Raw genomic sequence first — 16550 nt, 5'->3', positions numbered from 1 at the left:
AACTATGGAATACATAGTGACGCATGAAATTCATGTTTTTTACCGGCGTATTGAGTAGCAGCGAATTGGGAATGACTACGGTCCGACCAGTGTAGTCGTAGCGATCATTGGCATTCACAATTTCCTGGATGGTGGTGGATAACGGGCTTTGGTCAATGACTTCACCACGCAAGTTTCCGATCTCTATCCAGTCGCCAATGGTGTAGGGGCGACTGATGGTGCGGAATATGGTGCCACTCACGCACAGAATTAATTCTTTGGCAGCAATAACCATCGCGACAGCAACAGCTGCGATGGAAAGAGCAAATTCTTTTAACTCCGGCCACCATACCATCATGACGCTGATGAAACCGATGGTCGCGGCAATGTTTTTCGTGGTGGATATCCAGCGACGCTGGTTTTCATCGATCAGTGGTTGATGGTTGCGGATTTTGTTGCTGACGGTGCGACTGCCCAACCAAACGAGAAATATCAGTGTGAGCGACAAAATGATTTTTGCGATGATGGCTTGGGTAAAGATGCTCATGTGCAGATACTTTCCAGAATTACATTGTTATACAACGTTAGATCATAACTCATTGCATTTGAATAAAAAATGTTGACGTAAGAAAAGTAAGGCAAAGTGAACGATGGCGCGGCTGAATGTGCGATGGGGAGGAGGCGTTAGTCCGGTCGTGTACCTTGAGTTCATTCCATTTGGAGGTGAGATCATGATGCAGCGGGAAAAACTGGTTGAACAACGTGTCCTGGAATATGATGCGCGCCTGCGTTATTTGCAAGAGGTTGAAAGTGGTAAAGTACCTGAAGCAAATAGCAAATCGAAGTTGATCTCCAGTCTGGATCGGCAGTTGCTGAAGCTAAGAGAAGAACGGCAACGCTGTCTGGATCGGATCGAGCAAGTTAAAGTCAATGTACGTAAAAATTGGCAAGAAGATAGTTTTGAACAGGTCGGTCCCATGGTGATTTGGGAAGCTGTAGCAAAACGTATCGGTATGATATTCGCCTGAGGATATAAAATTTAGAAAAAACGGCCCGTTCAGCGGGCCGTTTTTCGTTTGGAATTTAGCCTTGTTTTAACCACTGCGCGACAGTTTTTGCGTAGTAGGTCAAAATGCCATCGGCACCCGCGCGTTTCATCGACAACAGTGCTTCCAGTACAACCGCTTTTTCATTCAGCCAACCATTTTGGCTGGCCGCTTTGAGCATCGCGTATTCGCCACTGACCTGATACACGTAGGTCGGAACGCCAAAACCACTTTTCACCCGGTGCACGATGTCCAGGTAGGGCATGCCAGGCTTGACCATGACCATGTCCGCGCCTTCGGCCAGATCCTGGGCAACTTCACGCAGGGCTTCGTCGGTGTTGGCGGGGTCCATCTGGTAGCTGTATTTGTTGCCACCCTTCAGGTTGCCTGCCGAGCCGACCGCATCGCGGAACGGGCCGTAATAGGCCGAGGCGTATTTGGCAGCGTAGGACAGAATGCAGGTGTTGCGGTGACCGGCTTTTTCCAGTGCAGCGCGAATGGCGCCAATGCGACCGTCCATCATGTCTGACGGCGCAACGATGTCGGCACCGGCTTCGGCGTGGGACAGGGCCTGTTTGACCAGGACAGCCACGGTCTCGTCGTTGAGCACATAGCCGTTTTCATCAATCAGACCGTCCTGGCCGTGGGTGGTGAACGGGTCCAGAGCGACGTCGGTGATGACGCCCAACTGTGGGAAATTTTGCTTGAGTGCCCGCACTGCACGTTGTGCCAAACCTTCGGGATTGAAAGCCTCAGCGGCGTCCAGCGACTTTTTCTCCAGCGGTGTGACCGGGAACAGGGCGACGGCAGGGACGCCTAGTTCGACCAGTTCGGCGGCTTCTTTGAGCAGCAAATCAATGCTGACACGCTCAACGCCGGGCATGGATGCAATGGATTCGCGGCGATTGCTGCCTTCCAGGATGAACATGGGGTAGATCAGGTCGTCACTGGTCAGCACGTTTTCGCGCATCAGGCGACGGCTGAACTCGTTGAAACGCATGCGGCGCATGCGCGTCATCGGGTATGGGCCTCGGGATTCGAATTGGGACACTTTTGCCTCCGGTGTCTCTCGTTGTTTTTAAAGCGCGTCGATGACGCTGCTCAGTTTGGCGAAAATGGCGCTGATTTCACCTTCGGCCTTGACGGTGTGCAGTTTGCCCGCCTGGCGGTAGTAATCTACCAGCGGCGCGGTCTGTTCGTCGTACACACCCAGGCGCTTGCGCAGGGTGGCTTCGTTGTCATCTGCCCGGTGTTGCAGTTCGCCGCCGCACTTGTCACAGGTATGCTCGCCTTTGGCCGAGGGTGAGGTGTGGATGTTGAACACCTGACCGCAGTCCTTGCAGGTGCGACGACCGGCGATGCGCTGGATGATGGCTTCGTAGTCGGCATCAAATTCGATCGCACCTTCCAGCGGCCATTTCAGGTCTGCCAGCATTTTGTCCAGCGCCTTGGCTTGAACCAGGGTGCGGGGGAAGCCGTCGAGGATGAAGCCATTTTTGGCGTCGTTCTCGGCCAGACGCTCGCGAATGATGCCCAGTACCAGCTCGTCGGAGACCAGTTGACCGGCTTCCATCACGGCTTTGGCCTGCAATCCCAGCGGGGTTTGTGCGGCAACAGCGGCGCGCAACAGGTCGCCGGTGGAGATTTGAGGGATCTGGTACTTGTCTACCAGCATCTTGGCCTGGGTACCTTTACCAGAACCGGGGGCTCCGAGCAGAATAATTCTCATAGCGACTCTCATTTCAGTGGAGTTAGACATGCGCCTACCCGGAAGGGCCTGCGAAATCAAAGGGGGGAATTATAAACCTCTTTTCTCAGCACAAACTAGGGTTATGAGGGGTTCGCTTTTACGTTCGCTTTTTGGGTATACTGTGCGCCAAATTTTGGGACGGGCTGCCGTGAGCGCCGGTGACGTTAATATTTAGAAATTAAGGAGATTCTGATGGGGTTGTACAATGTTCCCGCTGGTAAAGACGTGCCGAATGATGTGAACGTCATTATCGAAATTCCAGCTATGGCTGAGCCGGTTAAGTACGAAATCGACAAAGATACCGGAGCACTGATGGTGGATCGCTTCATGGGCACCGCTATGCACTATCCCTGCAACTACGGTTACATTCCCCAGACTCTGTCTGACGACGGCGACCCCGTGGACGTATTGGTAGTGACGCCCATCCCCTTGAAAGCTGCCAGCGTGATTCGCTGCCGCGTGGTTGGCGTGCTGGATATGGCTGACGAAGGTGGTCACGACGAGAAACTGGTGGCTGTACCTGTTTCCAAGCTGACTCCGCTGTATGACGACGTCAAAGAGGCAACTGACCTGCCGCTGATCCTGCGCGAACAGATCAAACATTTCTTTGAGCACTACAAAGATCTGGAAAAAGGCAAGTGGGTGAAGGTTGAAGGCTGGGGCGATGCCGCCGCTGCCCGCGCTGCTATCACCAAAGCAGCTGCCAACTACAAATCCTCTAACAAGTAATATCTTCAGGGCCGGGGAAATCCCGGCCCTGTCTTTATGAGTCATTCACACCACCACCATCATCACGATGACGGTCATCATCACCATCACCACCATATCGGTAGTGGTACGGTGCTGGTGATTGCCCTGTTGCTTACCCTGGGATTTGCTGCCGTGGAGGCCGTCTTCGGCTGGTTGGCCAATTCCCTGGCCCTGCTGGGTGACGCCGGGCATATGCTTAGTGATGCAGCGGCGCTGGGGTTGGCGGCATTTGCAGCCTGGTTGGCCAAGCGACCACCGTCATTGCGTCACAGCTACGGTCTGGTACGTGCCGAGGCCATGGCGGCGATGTTTAATGGGCTATTCATGCTGGCGGTAATTGCCAGTATCGTCTGGGCGGCGATTGATCGTTTGCACCAACCGCAAGACGTTGCCGGCAGTACGGTTATCTGGGTAGCTTTGCTGGGTATGGCGGTCAACATTGTGGTGGCGGTGGTACTCAGTCGTGGCGAGCAGAACCTCAATACCCGTGGCGCGATGCTGCATGTGTTGGGCGATTTGTTGGGCTCGGTAGCCGCGCTGATTTCGGGGCTGGCCATTTATTTCTGGGGCTGGTTGTGGATGGACCCGGTATTGTCAGTGCTGATTTGTGTGCTGATTTTGTTGTCTACCCTGCGCCTGCTGCGCGAAGTCGTGGCGGTGATGATGGAGGCGGTTCCATCCCATATCGACCTGGGGAAGGTGGGCGCAGAGATGGCTTCTGTCACCGGGGTGAAGTCGGTGCACGACCTGCACATCTGGACCCTGGCTTCAGGACAGCAGGCCTTGTCTGCTCATGTGGTACTGGATGATTTGCGTCACTGGCCAGACGTTCTCAAGGCGCAGCAGCATTTGCTGGAACATCACTACCACATTGATCACATCACTCTGCAGCCTGAAGTGGCTGTATTTACCTTATCGCAGCATTCGCTCGACGATTATCATCACAGCCGTAATCACCCGCATTGATTGTCGCTAATCGCTGCTGGGTGACGGAATGAAGCCTGCAGACTAAAGACTATACAAGTTTTGCCGACATCACGGGCAGGGCGGTTTTTTTTCCTATAAACAGTAACTAACAGCTATTTCACAGAACGTTGAGATGATGGCTCGGAGCTTGGTATAGCATGGCAGCGGAACCAGGGAGTGATGCCGCGGGTGGCGTCCGGTTTTTGTTGACTGACGATCGCATGAAAGTGGTCGCCAAATTCCGCACGCCTGGCAATCCTGCTACGATCAATCGTCAGTGGGTGCAAACTGCGCTGGTGGACATGCATCTTGATCATTTGTACCTTTCTGAGAGCGCCATTGAAGACCTCATTCACAAATACAACTACGGTGAACCATCAGGCGCGGTGCTCATTGGTGAGCGGCGCGATGCCAAGCTGACGCTGGCTATTTCTCCCGACAAAATGGAAGCCTACATGGATTTGGAGCCGGCCTACGGAGGCCAGCGCCTGACCAAGGACGGTCTGGAAAAAGCACTGCGGGAAAAGAATATTATTTTTGGGCTGCTATTACCGGAAATCAAAGATGCATTGCAAAAGGGGCAAGCCAAGGATGTGCTGATTGCATGCGGTACGCCAGCGATAGAGGGAACCCATGCCCGTTTTGAAGTGCTGATTCCAGAGATAAAAGATCGGACTCCACAAGTGCGCGAAGACGGCATGGTGGATTATCGCGATCTGGGCGAAATTTACACCGTTCAACCGGGGGTGCCGGTGATGCGGCGTCAGCCTGCTCGGCAGGGCGCGGCAGGTACCAATGTGCATGGGCAGACCATTAATCCCAAACAAGTGAAAGATGCGAATTTTTCCGGTGGACTGGAAGGGGTTGAGGTTTCTCAGGGCGATCCTGACCTGTTGATTTCGACAACGACCGGGCAGCCGGTGATCAAGGGTAATGGCGTAACCATAGAAAATGTGCTGCGTTTAAAAAAAGTGGATTTATCTACGGGGAATGTGAAGTTTGACGGTAGCGTCGAGGTGGAAGGCGAAGTTTCCCGCGGCATGAAAATTGAGGCCACGGGGGACATTATTATTCGAGGTGTGGTGGAGGCTGCGATCCTGCTTGCTGGCGGCGATGTGTTGGTCGATGGTTCCATTATCGGTGGTGGTGATGTGCGCGATCCCAAGGGAGAACTGCTGAGTACTGCTGCGACCATCAAGGCGGGGGCAGCGGTGTCGTTCAAGGTTGGCGAATATGTGTATGTTGAGGCCGGTGACTGCATTTATGTCGAAGAACTGGCAATGAGTTGTGAGTTGCACGCGCTGAACGAAGTTGTGGTCGGTACCAAAAATGCGCGTCGCGGCCAGGTTGTTGGAGGACTGGCTCATTCCGGGGTTTTCATCAAAGTATTGCAGGCTGGCGGTCAAAGTGGTGTCAAAACTGTCTTTGAAATCAGTTACCCCAAAGGGATTGGTGGTGAAATTAAAAAGCTGGACGATGAGATTGCGGTGCAGGACAACAAATTGTTCCAGGTTAAAAGAACATTGCTGAGTTTCCGGCGTGATCCCAAAAATGTGAACAAGCAAAAAGCCATGCAATTGATTCAGGACAAGCGCAACCTGGAAGGGCAAATTGCCGAACTGGAAGCCAAAAAAGAAAAATTAATGATGCAGATCGAACGCGTCAAAAAAGGTCAGGTATTGGTGGGGCGTAATACTTTTGCCGGGACCGTCATCAAAATAGGCAACGCAGATAAAACTATCAGCGAAGACACCAAAGGCGTTGGTTATCGCCTCTACGAAGACAAACACATCGTTTCGTTTTAATTATTGTTGCGGTTTGGGTGGTCTGGCGAAGGTGAAGAGTCGTCACACCCATGCGTAAGCGTGACGACCCTGCCCCGTTTTAAATGACCTTGGAAAAACGCTGTTCTTTTTTCGCGCGCAAATATTTGTCGAACACCATGCAGATGTTACGGATCAGCAGGTGGCCAGCCGGCAGCACTTTGATGTTATCGGCATCCAGGCTGATCAAACCATCTTCCTGCATCGGTTTTAGCTCGGCCAGTTCAGTGGCAAAATATTCGGCGAAATTAATACCGAATTTTTCGCCCATGCTCGGCATATTTAGCACAAAGTTGCAGATCAGTTGGGTGATGACTGCGCGACGCAGTACATCATCAGCATCCAGATCCACACCACGGAATACCGGCAGTTTGCCCGCATCAATATCGGCGTAATACGTTTCGATGTCTTTGGCGTTTTGGCTGTAGCTGTCGCCAACCATGCCGATGGAAGTGACGCCCATGGCGATCAGGTCACAATCGGCGTGGGTGGAATAACCCTGGAAATTGCGATACAGCGTGCCGTTGCGTTGGGCTACAGCCAGTTCGTCATCGGGCTTGGCAAAGTGGTCCATGCCGATGTAGACGTAACCGGCAGCGGTCAGCTTGTCGATGGTCTGATGCAGGATTTCCAGTTTCTGTGCCGGTGAGGGCAGGTCGGCTTCGTTGATGCGGCGCTGTGGTTTGAACATCTCTGGCAGATGCGCATAGTTGAACACCGACAAGCGATCGGGTGAGGTCTCGATCGCCCAGTTCAGCGTGGCATTGAAGCTCTCGGCTGTCTGCAGCGGCAGGCCGTAGATCAGGTCGATACTGATGGACTTGAAGCCGGCCTTGCGCGCGCCTTCGACGGCAGCCACGGTCACTTCGTGCGGCTGAATGCGATTCACGGCTTTTTGCACAACCGGACTTACGTCCTGTACACCTAGGCTCAGACGGTTAAAGCCCAGATCGCGCAGCAGTTGTAGCGAATCCTGGGTCACTTCGCGTGGGTCGATTTCGATGGAAAACTCGCCGGTGTCATCGTCAGCCAGGGTGAAGTGCTTGCGGGTCATTGCCATCAGCTCTTTCATTTCGTCCGGGCTGATAAAAGTCGGGGTGCCGCCGCCCCAGTGCAGTTGTTCGACCACACGGTTCTTGTCGAACAATTCGGCCTGCATGGCGATTTCCTTGTAGACGCGCTCCAGGTAGGGCGCGGCCTTGGAGCGGTCCTTGGTGGCGATCTTGTTGCAGCCACAATAGAAGCAAACGGTGTCACAGAACGGAATATGGAAATACAACGATAGCGGCGTGGGCTTGGTTTGCTGACGACTGCGTTCGTTGGATCGGGCTGCCCAAGCCCGGTATTCGGCCTCGGCAAACCCCTCATGGAACTGCACTGCGGTCGGATAAGAGGTATAGCGGGGGCCCGATTTGTCATAGCGGCGAATAAGGGCTTCGTCAAAACGTACCGACTGATCCATGATAATTCCTGACTGATTTTCTGTGAAATAGACCTAAAAATTATACCGGTATTACGCCGGCCTTTCCATGTATGAAATGCAGGGGAGTTTGCAATGCGCTGATTTAGAAATAATTAAGTCTGCGCGGCGATGCCTGCTAAAATAGCCGGCACAGAGCAACCGTTTTCCGGGAACCGCACAATGAAGATCGAATTTTCCAAAATGCATGGCTTGGGCAATGATTTTGTTGTCATCGATGCCATTAATCAGCAGATCAATCTCAGTAGCGAGCAGGTGCGTTTTCTTGCCGATCGCCACTTCGGTGTGGGCTGTGATCAATTGTTGCTGGTGGAAAAGGCGAGCCGTCCCTCGGTGGACTTCCGTTACCGGATATTCAACGCCGATGGCAGCGAAGTGGAGCAGTGTGGCAACGGCGCCCGCTGTTTTGCCCGGTTTGTCGCCAATCATGGCTTGACCAGTAAAACCGAAATTCCGGTGGAAACTGCCGGTGGCGATATCGTTTTGCGTCTGCAGGACGATGGCCAGGTCACGGTCGACATGGGTGTTCCGCGCTTTGATCCGGCGGTGTTGCCGCTGACCATGGCGGCGCGTCAGGCGCGTTACGACGTGGAGATTGATGGCGAATTGACCACTTTTGGTGCAGTGTCCATGGGCAATCCCCACGCAGTGATTATGGTCGACGATGTGACTCGCGCACCGGTGGATACGTTGGGGCCGATATTGGAGTCGCACCCGCTGTTTCCCAGACGGGTCAATGTCGGTTTCATGCAGGTGAAAAGTGCCGATCACATCGCGCTGCGGGTGTATGAGCGCGGCGCGGCTGAAACGCTGGCCTGCGGCACTGGGGCATGTGGTGCCATGGTGGTGGGGCGCACTTGGGGATTGCTGGACGACACGGTACAGGTGGATTTGCCCGGCGGCAGTCTACGCATTCACTGGGCGGGCGAAGGCCACCATGTGATGATGACTGGTCCGGCGGTGGAAGTGTTTCGCGGCATGATCGAGTTGGCCTAACCCGGTAGAAATTAAGTTTCTTTTCTGATAACAACTGGCTAACATGGAGTTTCGCTGTTTTTGAATCAACGTTGACGGGCCAAAAGTTGCAATTATGACAACCATAGACCACACCGAAGGCAGACAAATGAGCACGCGTTTGAATGAGCGTGAAATCGTCGAATATTTGCGCAAAAATCCGGAATTCTTTAATCAGCATCCGGAGTTGCTGGCAGATTTGAAAGTGCCTCACCAGACGGGTGGTGCCGTTTCGTTGATAGAGCGCCAAATTTCGGTACTTCGCGATGACAATCGACAGTTGCGTCAGCGTATTCGTGAACTGATGGAAATTGCCCGCGACAACGACGTGTTGATGGGCAAACTGCACGAGCTTAGTTTGGTGCTGATTCGTTCCGGCAGTCTGGACAGTTTTTTCCGTGATCTGGCCGATTATCTGAAGCGCGATTTTTCAGCGGATTTTGTAGCGGCCAAGGTATTTTCAACGCGGGACAATGAAACTCGCGCTGAATTTATTTCGCCTAAAGCCGATGGCATCGCATTGTTTGATTCCATTTTGGCGCGCAAGAAACCGGTGTGTGGTCGCTTCAGTCAATCGCAGTTGGCATTTTTGTTTGGTCGTGAGGCTGAGCAGGTGGGCTCTGCCGCAGTGGTACCGCTGGTGTACAAGGATTCCATTGGCATGTTCGCTGTTGCCAGCCATGACCGGGAACGGTTTCGTGCCGGCATGAGTACGGTATTTTTGGCGTATCTCGGTGAAATTGGCGGTTCGGTATTGCACCGCTTTCTTAATCGCTGATTGTCTGCATGCAGCCCATCGCGCAGCAGTGGCAACAGGATTTTCAGCAACATCTCGCGTTTGAACGCCGTCTTTCTCCGCACACCTGCAAGGCCTATGGCCGTGACTTGGCCGAGATGGTGGCGTTTGCCGACCAACAAAATCTAACCCATTGGTCCGATGTTCACAGCCAGCATGTGCGGCTGTTTGTGATGTATTTGAATCGCCGTGGTTTGGCGGCCAAAAGCATTCAGCGGATGCTGTCCACGTTGAGAGTATTCTATGATTTTTTACTGCGCAAACGCCTGCTCAAAGTCAATCCAGTCGAGGCCGTGACCGGCCCCAAGGTCGAGAAAAAACTGCCGTCGGTACTGGGCGTGGACGAACTGGGACAGTTGCTGAATTTCCCGCAAGATGACCCCTTGGCTTGTCGCGATCTGGCGATGATGGAGTTGTTTTATTCCAGCGGCTTGCGCCTTGCCGAGTTGGCAGGTTTGACGCTGGATCGGCTGGACTTGAGTGCCGCCCAATTGCGGGTGATCGGCAAAGGGAACAAGGAGCGCGAACTGCCCATTGGCCGCTTTGCGGTGGAGGCATTGCAGCGCTGGTTGAAGGTGCGAGCCGGCATGGTTGAGCCCGATCAGCAGGCCGTGTTTGTTTCTCAGCAGGGGCAGCGCCTGTCGGTGCGTTCAATTCAGCAGCGCCTGCGGCAGCGCGGTTTGCAGCAGGGTGTGACGGGCCGGCTTTATCCGCACCGGTTGCGACACTCGTTCGCCAGTCATTTGCTGGAATCCAGCGGTGATATTCGCGCGGTTCAAGAGCTGCTGGGCCACGCCAATCTGAGCACCACCCAAATCTATACTCACCTGGACTTTCAGCACCTGGCGCAAGTCTACGATCAGGCCCACCCCCGCGCCCGCAAGACCAAAGACAAGCCCTAGTCCGTTGGGTTTCCGCTTGTTGGCTGAAAATCATCCGCCAATGTCTGCGCGTAGTGAACGCAGCCCTTGCCGACCTTCTGGAATTGCGGTCAATTTTGATCCAGTATAGGCGGACGCCGATTGAGCTGATGAAATGTCATCCGGAGGCTGTGGCCGGGGCCGAGATGGTGTAAAATTTGGCGTTTTATCGCAGGAGGACAACCGACGTGGAGCAGTTTAGAGGGACAACCATCCTGTCAGTGCGCCGTGGCAATCAGGTGGTGATTGGTGGCGATGGCCAGGTCACCCTGGGTAATACCGTCATGAAGGGCAATGCGCGCAAGGTCCGTCGTTTGTATCAGGATCGCGTACTGGCCGGATTTGCCGGCGGCACTGCCGATGCGTTTACTTTGTTTGAACGCTTTGAAGGCAAGCTGGAAAAATATTCCGGCAATCTGTTGCGCGCAGCGGTGGAAATGGCCAAAGACTGGCGTACCGATCGAGTGCTGCGTCGCCTGGAAGCCTTGATGGCGGTGGCGGATAAAACCCACTCGCTGATCATTACCGGTAATGGCGATGTGATTGAGCCGGAAAACGATGGTTTGATTGCGATTGGTTCCGGCGGCGCGTTTGCGCAGGCAGCGGCGCGCGCCTTGTTGGACAGCACTGACCTGAGTGCTCGAGAAATTGTCGAACGCTCGCTGCATATTGCGGGCGATATTTGTATCTACACCAACCACAATCTGCGCATTGAAGAGTTGGCAAGCGAACTGTTGCAGGATTAGTCGTACATGTCTGAAATGACTCCTCGGGAAATTGTTCAGGAACTGGACAAACACATCATCGGTCAAAGCGCCGCCAAGCGTGCGGTGGCGATTGCGTTGCGTAATCGCTGGCGCCGTTCGCAACTGGAAGAAACCATTCGCAACGAAATAACGCCTAAAAATATTTTGATGATTGGTCCGACCGGCGTAGGCAAAACAGAAATTGCGCGTCGTTTGGCGCGTTTGGCCAACGCACCGTTTATCAAGGTGGAAGCCACCAAGTTTACCGAAGTCGGCTATGTGGGCCGCGATGTTGAATCCATCGTCAGAGATTTGATGGATGCGGCGATCAAACTGACGCGCGAACAGGCGATGGTCAAAGTCAGAGCGCGCGCGGAAGAAGCTGCCGAAGAACGCATTCTGGATGCCTTGTTACCACCGCCACGTCGCAGCGTTTACGATGATCGTCCGGCAGAACAGGATGCCAGCGGTACGCGTCAGCGTTTCCGCAAGATGCTGCGCGAAGGTTCGCTGGATGACAAGGAAATTACCATCGAAGTGCGCGAAGCACCGATGGGTGTGGAAATCATGACGCCGCCGGGCATGGAAGACATGACCAGCCAACTGCAGAGCATGTTCCAGAATTTGTCTGCTGGCCGCACTAAAAATCGGCGCATGACTGTTGGTGAAGCACAGAAAGTGCTGGCAGATGAAGAAGCCTCTAAACTGGTGAACGAAGAAGATATTAAAACCCAGGCACTGCATTCGGTTGAGCAGAACGGTATTGTGTTTTTGGATGAAATGGACAAGATCTGCAAGCGTGGCGAAACCAGCGGCGCAGATGTGTCGCGTGAAGGTGTGCAGCGCGATTTGTTGCCACTGGTCGAGGGATGTACCGTTTCCACCAAACACGGCATGATTAAAACCGACCACATTTTGTTTATTGCCTCCGGCGCATTTCATTTATCCAAACCGTCGGATTTGATTCCCGAATTGCAAGGTCGTTTACCGATTCGTGTTGAGCTGCAAGCACTGAGTGTGAGCGATTTTGTGCGCATACTCACTGAACCCAATCACTCGTTAACCGAGCAATACAGCGCGTTGATGTCGACCGAGCAGGTGAAGTTAACTTTTTCTCAGGATGGCATTCAGCGATTGGCTGAAGTGGCGTGGGAAGTGAATGAACGCACTGAAAATATTGGTGCTCGTCGTTTGCACACGGTGCTTGAACGCCTGCTGGAAAGTGTCTCGTTTGATGCCGGCGATCATGGCCAGCAGACAATTATGGTTGATCGTGCCTATGTGGATGCCCAGTTGGGCGAACTGGTGATCAACGAAGATCTCAGTCGTTATATTTTGTAGGAAATTGACTCAATGACTCAGCACGTACCTACAGAAATCAAATTGCATCAAAAATCGCGCAAGCTGGAAGTCAGTTTTGATACTGGCGAAACATTCCAACTGAGCTGTGAGTTTTTACGTGTGTTTTCGCCCTCGGCAGAAGTGCGCGGTCATGGTCCTGGTCAGGAAACGCTGCAGGTTGGAAAAAAAGAAGTCAACATTATGCACATTGAGCCGGTCGGCAGTTACGGCATCAAACCTTTTTTCAGTGATGGTCACCAAAGCGGCATTTACGACTGGGATACGCTGTATCGCATGGGCAGAATGCAAGACGAACTTTGGCAGGAATATCTGCAAAAGCTGGATGCTGCGGGGAAATCACGCGAACCGGTGATCGCCGATTCTCAGGGGAAAAAATTATGAGCAAATCTGATCAAACTACCCATTTTGGTTTTCAAACGGTTGGCGTGAACGAAAAAGCAGCCAAGGTCGCTGAAGTTTTCCATTCGGTGGCAGACAAGTACGACATCATGAACGATGCCCTGTCGTTTGGTGTGCATCGTTTGTGGAAACGTTTCGCTGTGGAAATGGTGCGTGCCCGTCCGGGACAACGCATTCTTGATTTGGCCGGAGGCACGGGTGATCTGGCGGCGCAAATGGCACCGCAGGTTGGCGCTGAAGGTGAAGTGGTGGTGGCGGACATCAATGACTCGATGTTGATTGTCGGTCGTGATCGTTTGCTGGACAAAGGCATTGTTGGCAATGTGCGTTATGTGCAAGCGAATGCGCAGTGCCTGCCGTTTCCTGACAATTATTTTGACTGCATTACCATCGCGTTTGGTTTGCGCAATGTTACTCACAAAGATCAGGCGCTGGCGTCGATGTATCGTGTGCTCAAGCCCGGCGGCAAAGTGTTGGTAGTGGAATTTTCCAAACCCACGCTGCCCGGTTTGGACAAAGTGTACGATTTTTATTCCTTCAAGCTGATGCCCAAGATGGGGAAATTGATTGCCGATGACGAGGAAAGTTACCGTTATCTGGCCGAATCCATTCGCATGCATCCCGGTCAGGACGAACTGAAACAGATGATGATGGATGTTGGTTTCGAGCGTTGCGACTATCACAATCTGTCGGGTGGTATCGTGGCGGTGCACCGAGGTTATAAATTCTGATGGATCTTTCTCAGCTACAGTATGTAGGATTCATGAGGCGTCTAATCGCAAGCATAATCGATAGTTTCATTTTTTGGGCTGTCTATTTGGTTGGTGTGCTGTTTTTGCTGAGTTTGTTTGGTGTATCTGGGTTGCAGCGCATTTTTGGAGAAGAGGTAGAGTATTATTTTTTCTTTGGTAGTTTTAGCATTTTCGACGGAAGGTGGTTGTCGAATCTCCTTTTTCTAGCGGCTACCGTTTACTTTTGGGTGCGATTTGGCGGCACGCCGGGCAAGCTGCTGATGCGCTGTCACGTGGTTGATGCCGATACGGGTAAACTTATCACACCGGCAAAAGCAGTTATTCGTTACCTGGCCTATTTTCTATCGTTATTGCCTTTCGGTCTGGGTTTTTTCTGGATTCTGTGGGATAAACGCAAGCAGGGTTTTCACGATAAAATTGCCAAAACGGTGGTTGTGGTTGAGCACGAACATTGGCAGGTTGATGAATCACAAAAAAGTTTGGATCAGTTGTTACAGGAATTGAGATGAGATTACCTGCGCCTGTATTGATGAGCATGGAGATGGCTTTTAACCGGGTGTTGCGCATGGACCCGGAAAGTCTGGAAGCATTTGATGGTTTGTCTGGAAAAGTGATCGTCATTGATGCGATTGGTACGGGACTGATTTTGTACCTGATGCCTGCTCTGGATGGTGTGCGCTTGGCCGATCATTATGATGGTCAGGTCGATGCCACGATTCGTGGTGGTTTGTTTTCGCTGTTGCACACGGCGATGACGCATGAGCGTGATCGTGTGTTGTCTGGCGATGTCAAAATTGAAGGCGATGTTCGTTTGGGACAGCGCGTACAGCACATTTTGAAAAATATGGAACTTGATTGGGAAGAACCATTGTCCCGTGTGGTCGGCGATGTGGCGGCTCATCAATTGGGGCGGGCGGCGCAGGACGCGTTTTCCTTTTTTTCGCGAACCGTGCAGGGGTTGTTGCGCGACAGTGCAGAGTATGTGACCGAAGAACGTCGCGATGTTCCCAGTAAAGTTGAACTGGATGATTATTATAATCGGGTAGATGAGGTGCGCGCTCACGTTGATCGTGTGGCGGCGCGAATTATGCGCCTGCAGACCCAGCTGGAGAACAACGGTTGAAACGTATTTCCCAGTTATTGCGCTTATTGACCATCAATAGAGTGCTGGTTCGTCATGGCCTGGACGAATTGATTTTGGCCATGCATTTGTTCCGGCCGGTGCGTTTTGTGTTGCATCTCTTGCCGTGGAATTGGTTTGGTCGAAACCAACAGCCGCGCGGCGAACGAATTCGTCATGCATTGGAAGATTTGGGGCCAATTTTTGTCAAATTCGGTCAGATGCTTTCCACGCGTCCAGATTTGTTGCCGCCGGATATTGCGCAGGAGTTGGCCAAGCTGCAAGACCGCGTGCCACCGTTTCCCGGCCATGAGGCGCGTGCCGTCATCGAAAAAGCCTACGGCAAACCCATTGAGGAAGTGCTGTGCGATTTTGATGAGACGCCCTTGGCGTCTGCGTCGATTGCGCAAGTACATCCGGCCAAATTGGCAGATGGTCGTGAAGTTATTGTCAAAGTGGTGCGGCCACAGATCAAGAAAGTGATCAAACGCGATATCGCCTTGCTGTACACGCTGGCGGAATTGGCAGAAAAATATTGGTCGGAAGGTAAACGCTTGCGTGCTGTGGAAGTGGTGAGCGAGTATGAAAAAACCATTCTCGACGAACTGGACTTGCAGCGTGAGGCGGCCAATGCCTCGCAGATTCGTCGTCACTTCGATGGTTCGCCATTGCTTTACATTCCCGAAGTGCATTGGACGTACACTCGTCCCAGTGTGATGGTGATGGAACGCATCAGCGGCATTCCCATCAGCAATGTGCCGGCCTTGCGTGAGGCAGGGATTAATCTGGAAGCGCTGTCTGAACGTGGGGTGGAGATTTTTTTCACCCAGGTGTTTAAGCATAATTTCTTTCATGCGGATATGCACCCAGGCAATATTTTTGTCTCGCCGGAAGGTCAGTACATCGCTGTTGATTTTGGCATTGTTGGCACGCTGAATCCGGAAGATCAGCGTTATCTGGCAGAAAATTTCCTGGCATTTTTCAATCGCGATTATCGCCGCGTGGGCGAGTTGCACGTGGAATCTGGCTGGGTGCCCGCGACGACCCGGGTGGATGAATTTGAAGCAGCGATTCGTACCGTGTGTGAGCCTATTTTTGAAAAACCATTGGCGGAAATTTCATTCGGCCAATTGTTGCTGCGCCTTTTCCAGACGGCGCGTCGGTTCAATATGGAAGTGCAGCCGCAGTTGGTGTTGCTGCAAAAAACCTTGCTCAACATTGAAGGCTTGGGCCGTGAGCTTAATCCTGATCTGGATTTGTGGCGTACCGCCAAACCATTTTTGGAAAACTGGATGCGCGATCGCGTTGGGCCAGCAGCGGTGTTCAGAATGATCAAAAAGCGCGCGCCGGGCTGGCTGGAAAAATTCCCCGACATGCCTGACCTGCTGCACGATGTGATGGCATTGACGCGACAGCAACAGTGGGCACGCCAGCGGCGTGAAGATGATACCGAATTGTTGGTGCGTGCTCTGCAAGTCAACAGCCGCAAACAATTCGCTACGATTACCGGCAGCACGTTGGTACTTGCGGCAGTATTGGTGCTTTTGCTGGGGCCGACTCAGGCCGCCTGGCAACAGCCGTTGGGCTGGATGCTGCTGGGCGCTGGTTTGCTCAGCTGGCTGTGGCAGTGGCCGCGCAAGAGTTAGT

General features: G+C 52.8%; 18 protein-coding genes. 14 read left to right on the top strand and 4 right to left on the bottom strand.

The genetic code is table 11. The annotated features are described in order from the left end of the window. Nucleotides 1-526, bottom strand: a 526-nt coding sequence (locus OEW58_05365) for a mechanosensitive ion channel family protein (protein MDH5300775.1), incomplete at its 3' end; no start/stop codon positions are given. A gap of 184 nt (nucleotides 527-710) precedes the next feature. Between OEW58_05365 and OEW58_05360 the strand changes: the two genes are divergently transcribed. Further along, nucleotides 711-1007 carry a hypothetical protein gene (locus OEW58_05360; protein ID MDH5300774.1) on the top strand — a complete coding sequence of 99 codons (297 nt, stop codon included), beginning with the start codon at nucleotides 711-713 and terminating at the stop codon, nucleotides 1005-1007. Between the two features lie 55 nt (nucleotides 1008-1062). Here OEW58_05360 and hemB read toward each other — a convergent pair whose 3' ends face one another. Next, nucleotides 1063-2043, bottom strand: a complete 981-nt coding sequence (gene hemB, locus OEW58_05355; protein ID MDH5300773.1) for a porphobilinogen synthase — start codon at nucleotides 2041-2043, stop codon at nucleotides 1063-1065. Nucleotides 2044-2103: 60 nt separating this feature from the next. Next, nucleotides 2104-2754, bottom strand: coding sequence for an adenylate kinase (locus OEW58_05350; protein ID MDH5300772.1), 651 nt, complete (start codon nucleotides 2752-2754; stop codon nucleotides 2104-2106). Between the two features lie 213 nt (nucleotides 2755-2967). Here OEW58_05350 and ppa point away from each other — a divergent pair, with 213 nt between their 5' ends. From ppa to OEW58_05335, 3 genes are all read left to right on the top strand, one after another. Next, nucleotides 2968-3504: an inorganic diphosphatase gene (gene ppa, locus OEW58_05345; GenBank protein MDH5300771.1), complete on the top strand. Its 537-nt coding sequence runs from the start codon at nucleotides 2968-2970 to the stop codon at nucleotides 3502-3504. 36 nt (nucleotides 3505-3540) lie between these two features. Then, nucleotides 3541-4491 (top strand): cation diffusion facilitator family transporter, encoded by a 951-nt coding sequence (locus OEW58_05340; GenBank protein MDH5300770.1) that lies wholly within the window; start codon nucleotides 3541-3543, stop codon nucleotides 4489-4491. Between the two features lie 158 nt (nucleotides 4492-4649). After that, nucleotides 4650-6296 carry a FapA family protein gene (locus tag OEW58_05335; protein ID MDH5300769.1) on the top strand — a complete coding sequence of 549 codons (1647 nt, stop codon included), beginning with the start codon at nucleotides 4650-4652 and terminating at the stop codon, nucleotides 6294-6296. A gap of 79 nt (nucleotides 6297-6375) precedes the next feature. Here OEW58_05335 and hemN read toward each other — a convergent pair whose 3' ends face one another. After that, a complete protein-coding gene (gene hemN, locus OEW58_05330) occupies nucleotides 6376-7776 on the bottom strand; it encodes an oxygen-independent coproporphyrinogen III oxidase (GenBank protein MDH5300768.1) in 1401 nt (466 codons plus the stop codon). A 180-nt stretch (nucleotides 7777-7956) separates the two neighbouring features. On the opposite strand from hemN, the gene dapF reads away from it, so the two are divergent. The 10 genes from dapF to ubiB all read left to right on the top strand — a co-directional run bounded on the left by dapF (nucleotide 7957) and on the right by ubiB (nucleotide 16549). Beyond that, nucleotides 7957-8790, top strand: a complete 834-nt coding sequence (dapF, locus tag OEW58_05325) for a diaminopimelate epimerase (protein MDH5300767.1) — start codon at nucleotides 7957-7959, stop codon at nucleotides 8788-8790. Nucleotides 8791-8884: 94 nt separating this feature from the next. Then, entirely contained in the window at nucleotides 8885-9586 is a 702-nt protein-coding gene (locus OEW58_05320; GenBank protein ID MDH5300766.1) for a DUF484 family protein, read from the top strand. An 8-nt stretch (nucleotides 9587-9594) separates the two neighbouring features. After that, nucleotides 9595-10506, top strand: a complete 912-nt coding sequence (gene xerC, locus OEW58_05315) for a tyrosine recombinase XerC (GenBank protein MDH5300765.1) — start codon at nucleotides 9595-9597, stop codon at nucleotides 10504-10506. A 206-nt stretch (nucleotides 10507-10712) separates the two neighbouring features. After that, entirely contained in the window at nucleotides 10713-11270 is a 558-nt protein-coding gene (gene hslV / locus OEW58_05310; GenBank protein MDH5300764.1) for an ATP-dependent protease subunit HslV, read from the top strand. A 6-nt stretch (nucleotides 11271-11276) separates the two neighbouring features. Beyond that, nucleotides 11277-12611, top strand: a complete 1335-nt coding sequence (hslU, locus tag OEW58_05305) for an ATP-dependent protease ATPase subunit HslU (protein MDH5300763.1) — start codon at nucleotides 11277-11279, stop codon at nucleotides 12609-12611. 12 nt (nucleotides 12612-12623) lie between these two features. Next, on the top strand, nucleotides 12624-13013 hold the full coding sequence (locus OEW58_05300; GenBank protein ID MDH5300762.1) for a DUF971 domain-containing protein: 390 nt from the start codon (nucleotides 12624-12626) through the stop codon (nucleotides 13011-13013). Further along, the gene (ubiE, locus tag OEW58_05295) at nucleotides 13010-13762 is read left to right on the top strand and encodes a bifunctional demethylmenaquinone methyltransferase/2-methoxy-6-polyprenyl-1,4-benzoquinol methylase UbiE (GenBank protein ID MDH5300761.1); all 753 of its coding nucleotides are present in this window, start codon (nucleotides 13010-13012) and stop codon (nucleotides 13760-13762) included. The genes OEW58_05300 and ubiE overlap by 4 nt, the downstream gene beginning before the upstream one ends. Next, a complete protein-coding gene (locus tag OEW58_05290) occupies nucleotides 13762-14292 on the top strand; it encodes an RDD family protein (GenBank protein MDH5300760.1) in 531 nt (176 codons plus the stop codon). Before ubiE ends, OEW58_05290 begins: the two co-directional genes overlap by 1 nt. Beyond that, nucleotides 14289-14906 (top strand): SCP2 sterol-binding domain-containing protein, encoded by a 618-nt coding sequence (locus OEW58_05285; GenBank protein ID MDH5300759.1) that lies wholly within the window; start codon nucleotides 14289-14291, stop codon nucleotides 14904-14906. The genes OEW58_05290 and OEW58_05285 overlap by 4 nt, the downstream gene beginning before the upstream one ends. Continuing rightward, nucleotides 14903-16549, top strand: coding sequence for a ubiquinone biosynthesis regulatory protein kinase UbiB (gene ubiB, locus OEW58_05280; GenBank protein ID MDH5300758.1), 1647 nt, complete (start codon nucleotides 14903-14905; stop codon nucleotides 16547-16549). Before OEW58_05285 ends, ubiB begins: the two co-directional genes overlap by 4 nt. Nucleotide 16550: the final 1 nt, after the last annotated feature.

It is taken from the genome of Gammaproteobacteria bacterium (assembly GCA_029884425.1).
Lineage (GTDB): Bacteria > Pseudomonadota > Gammaproteobacteria > S012-40 > S012-40 > JAOUHV01.
This window is presented reverse-complemented; position numbering and strand designations above follow the sequence as displayed.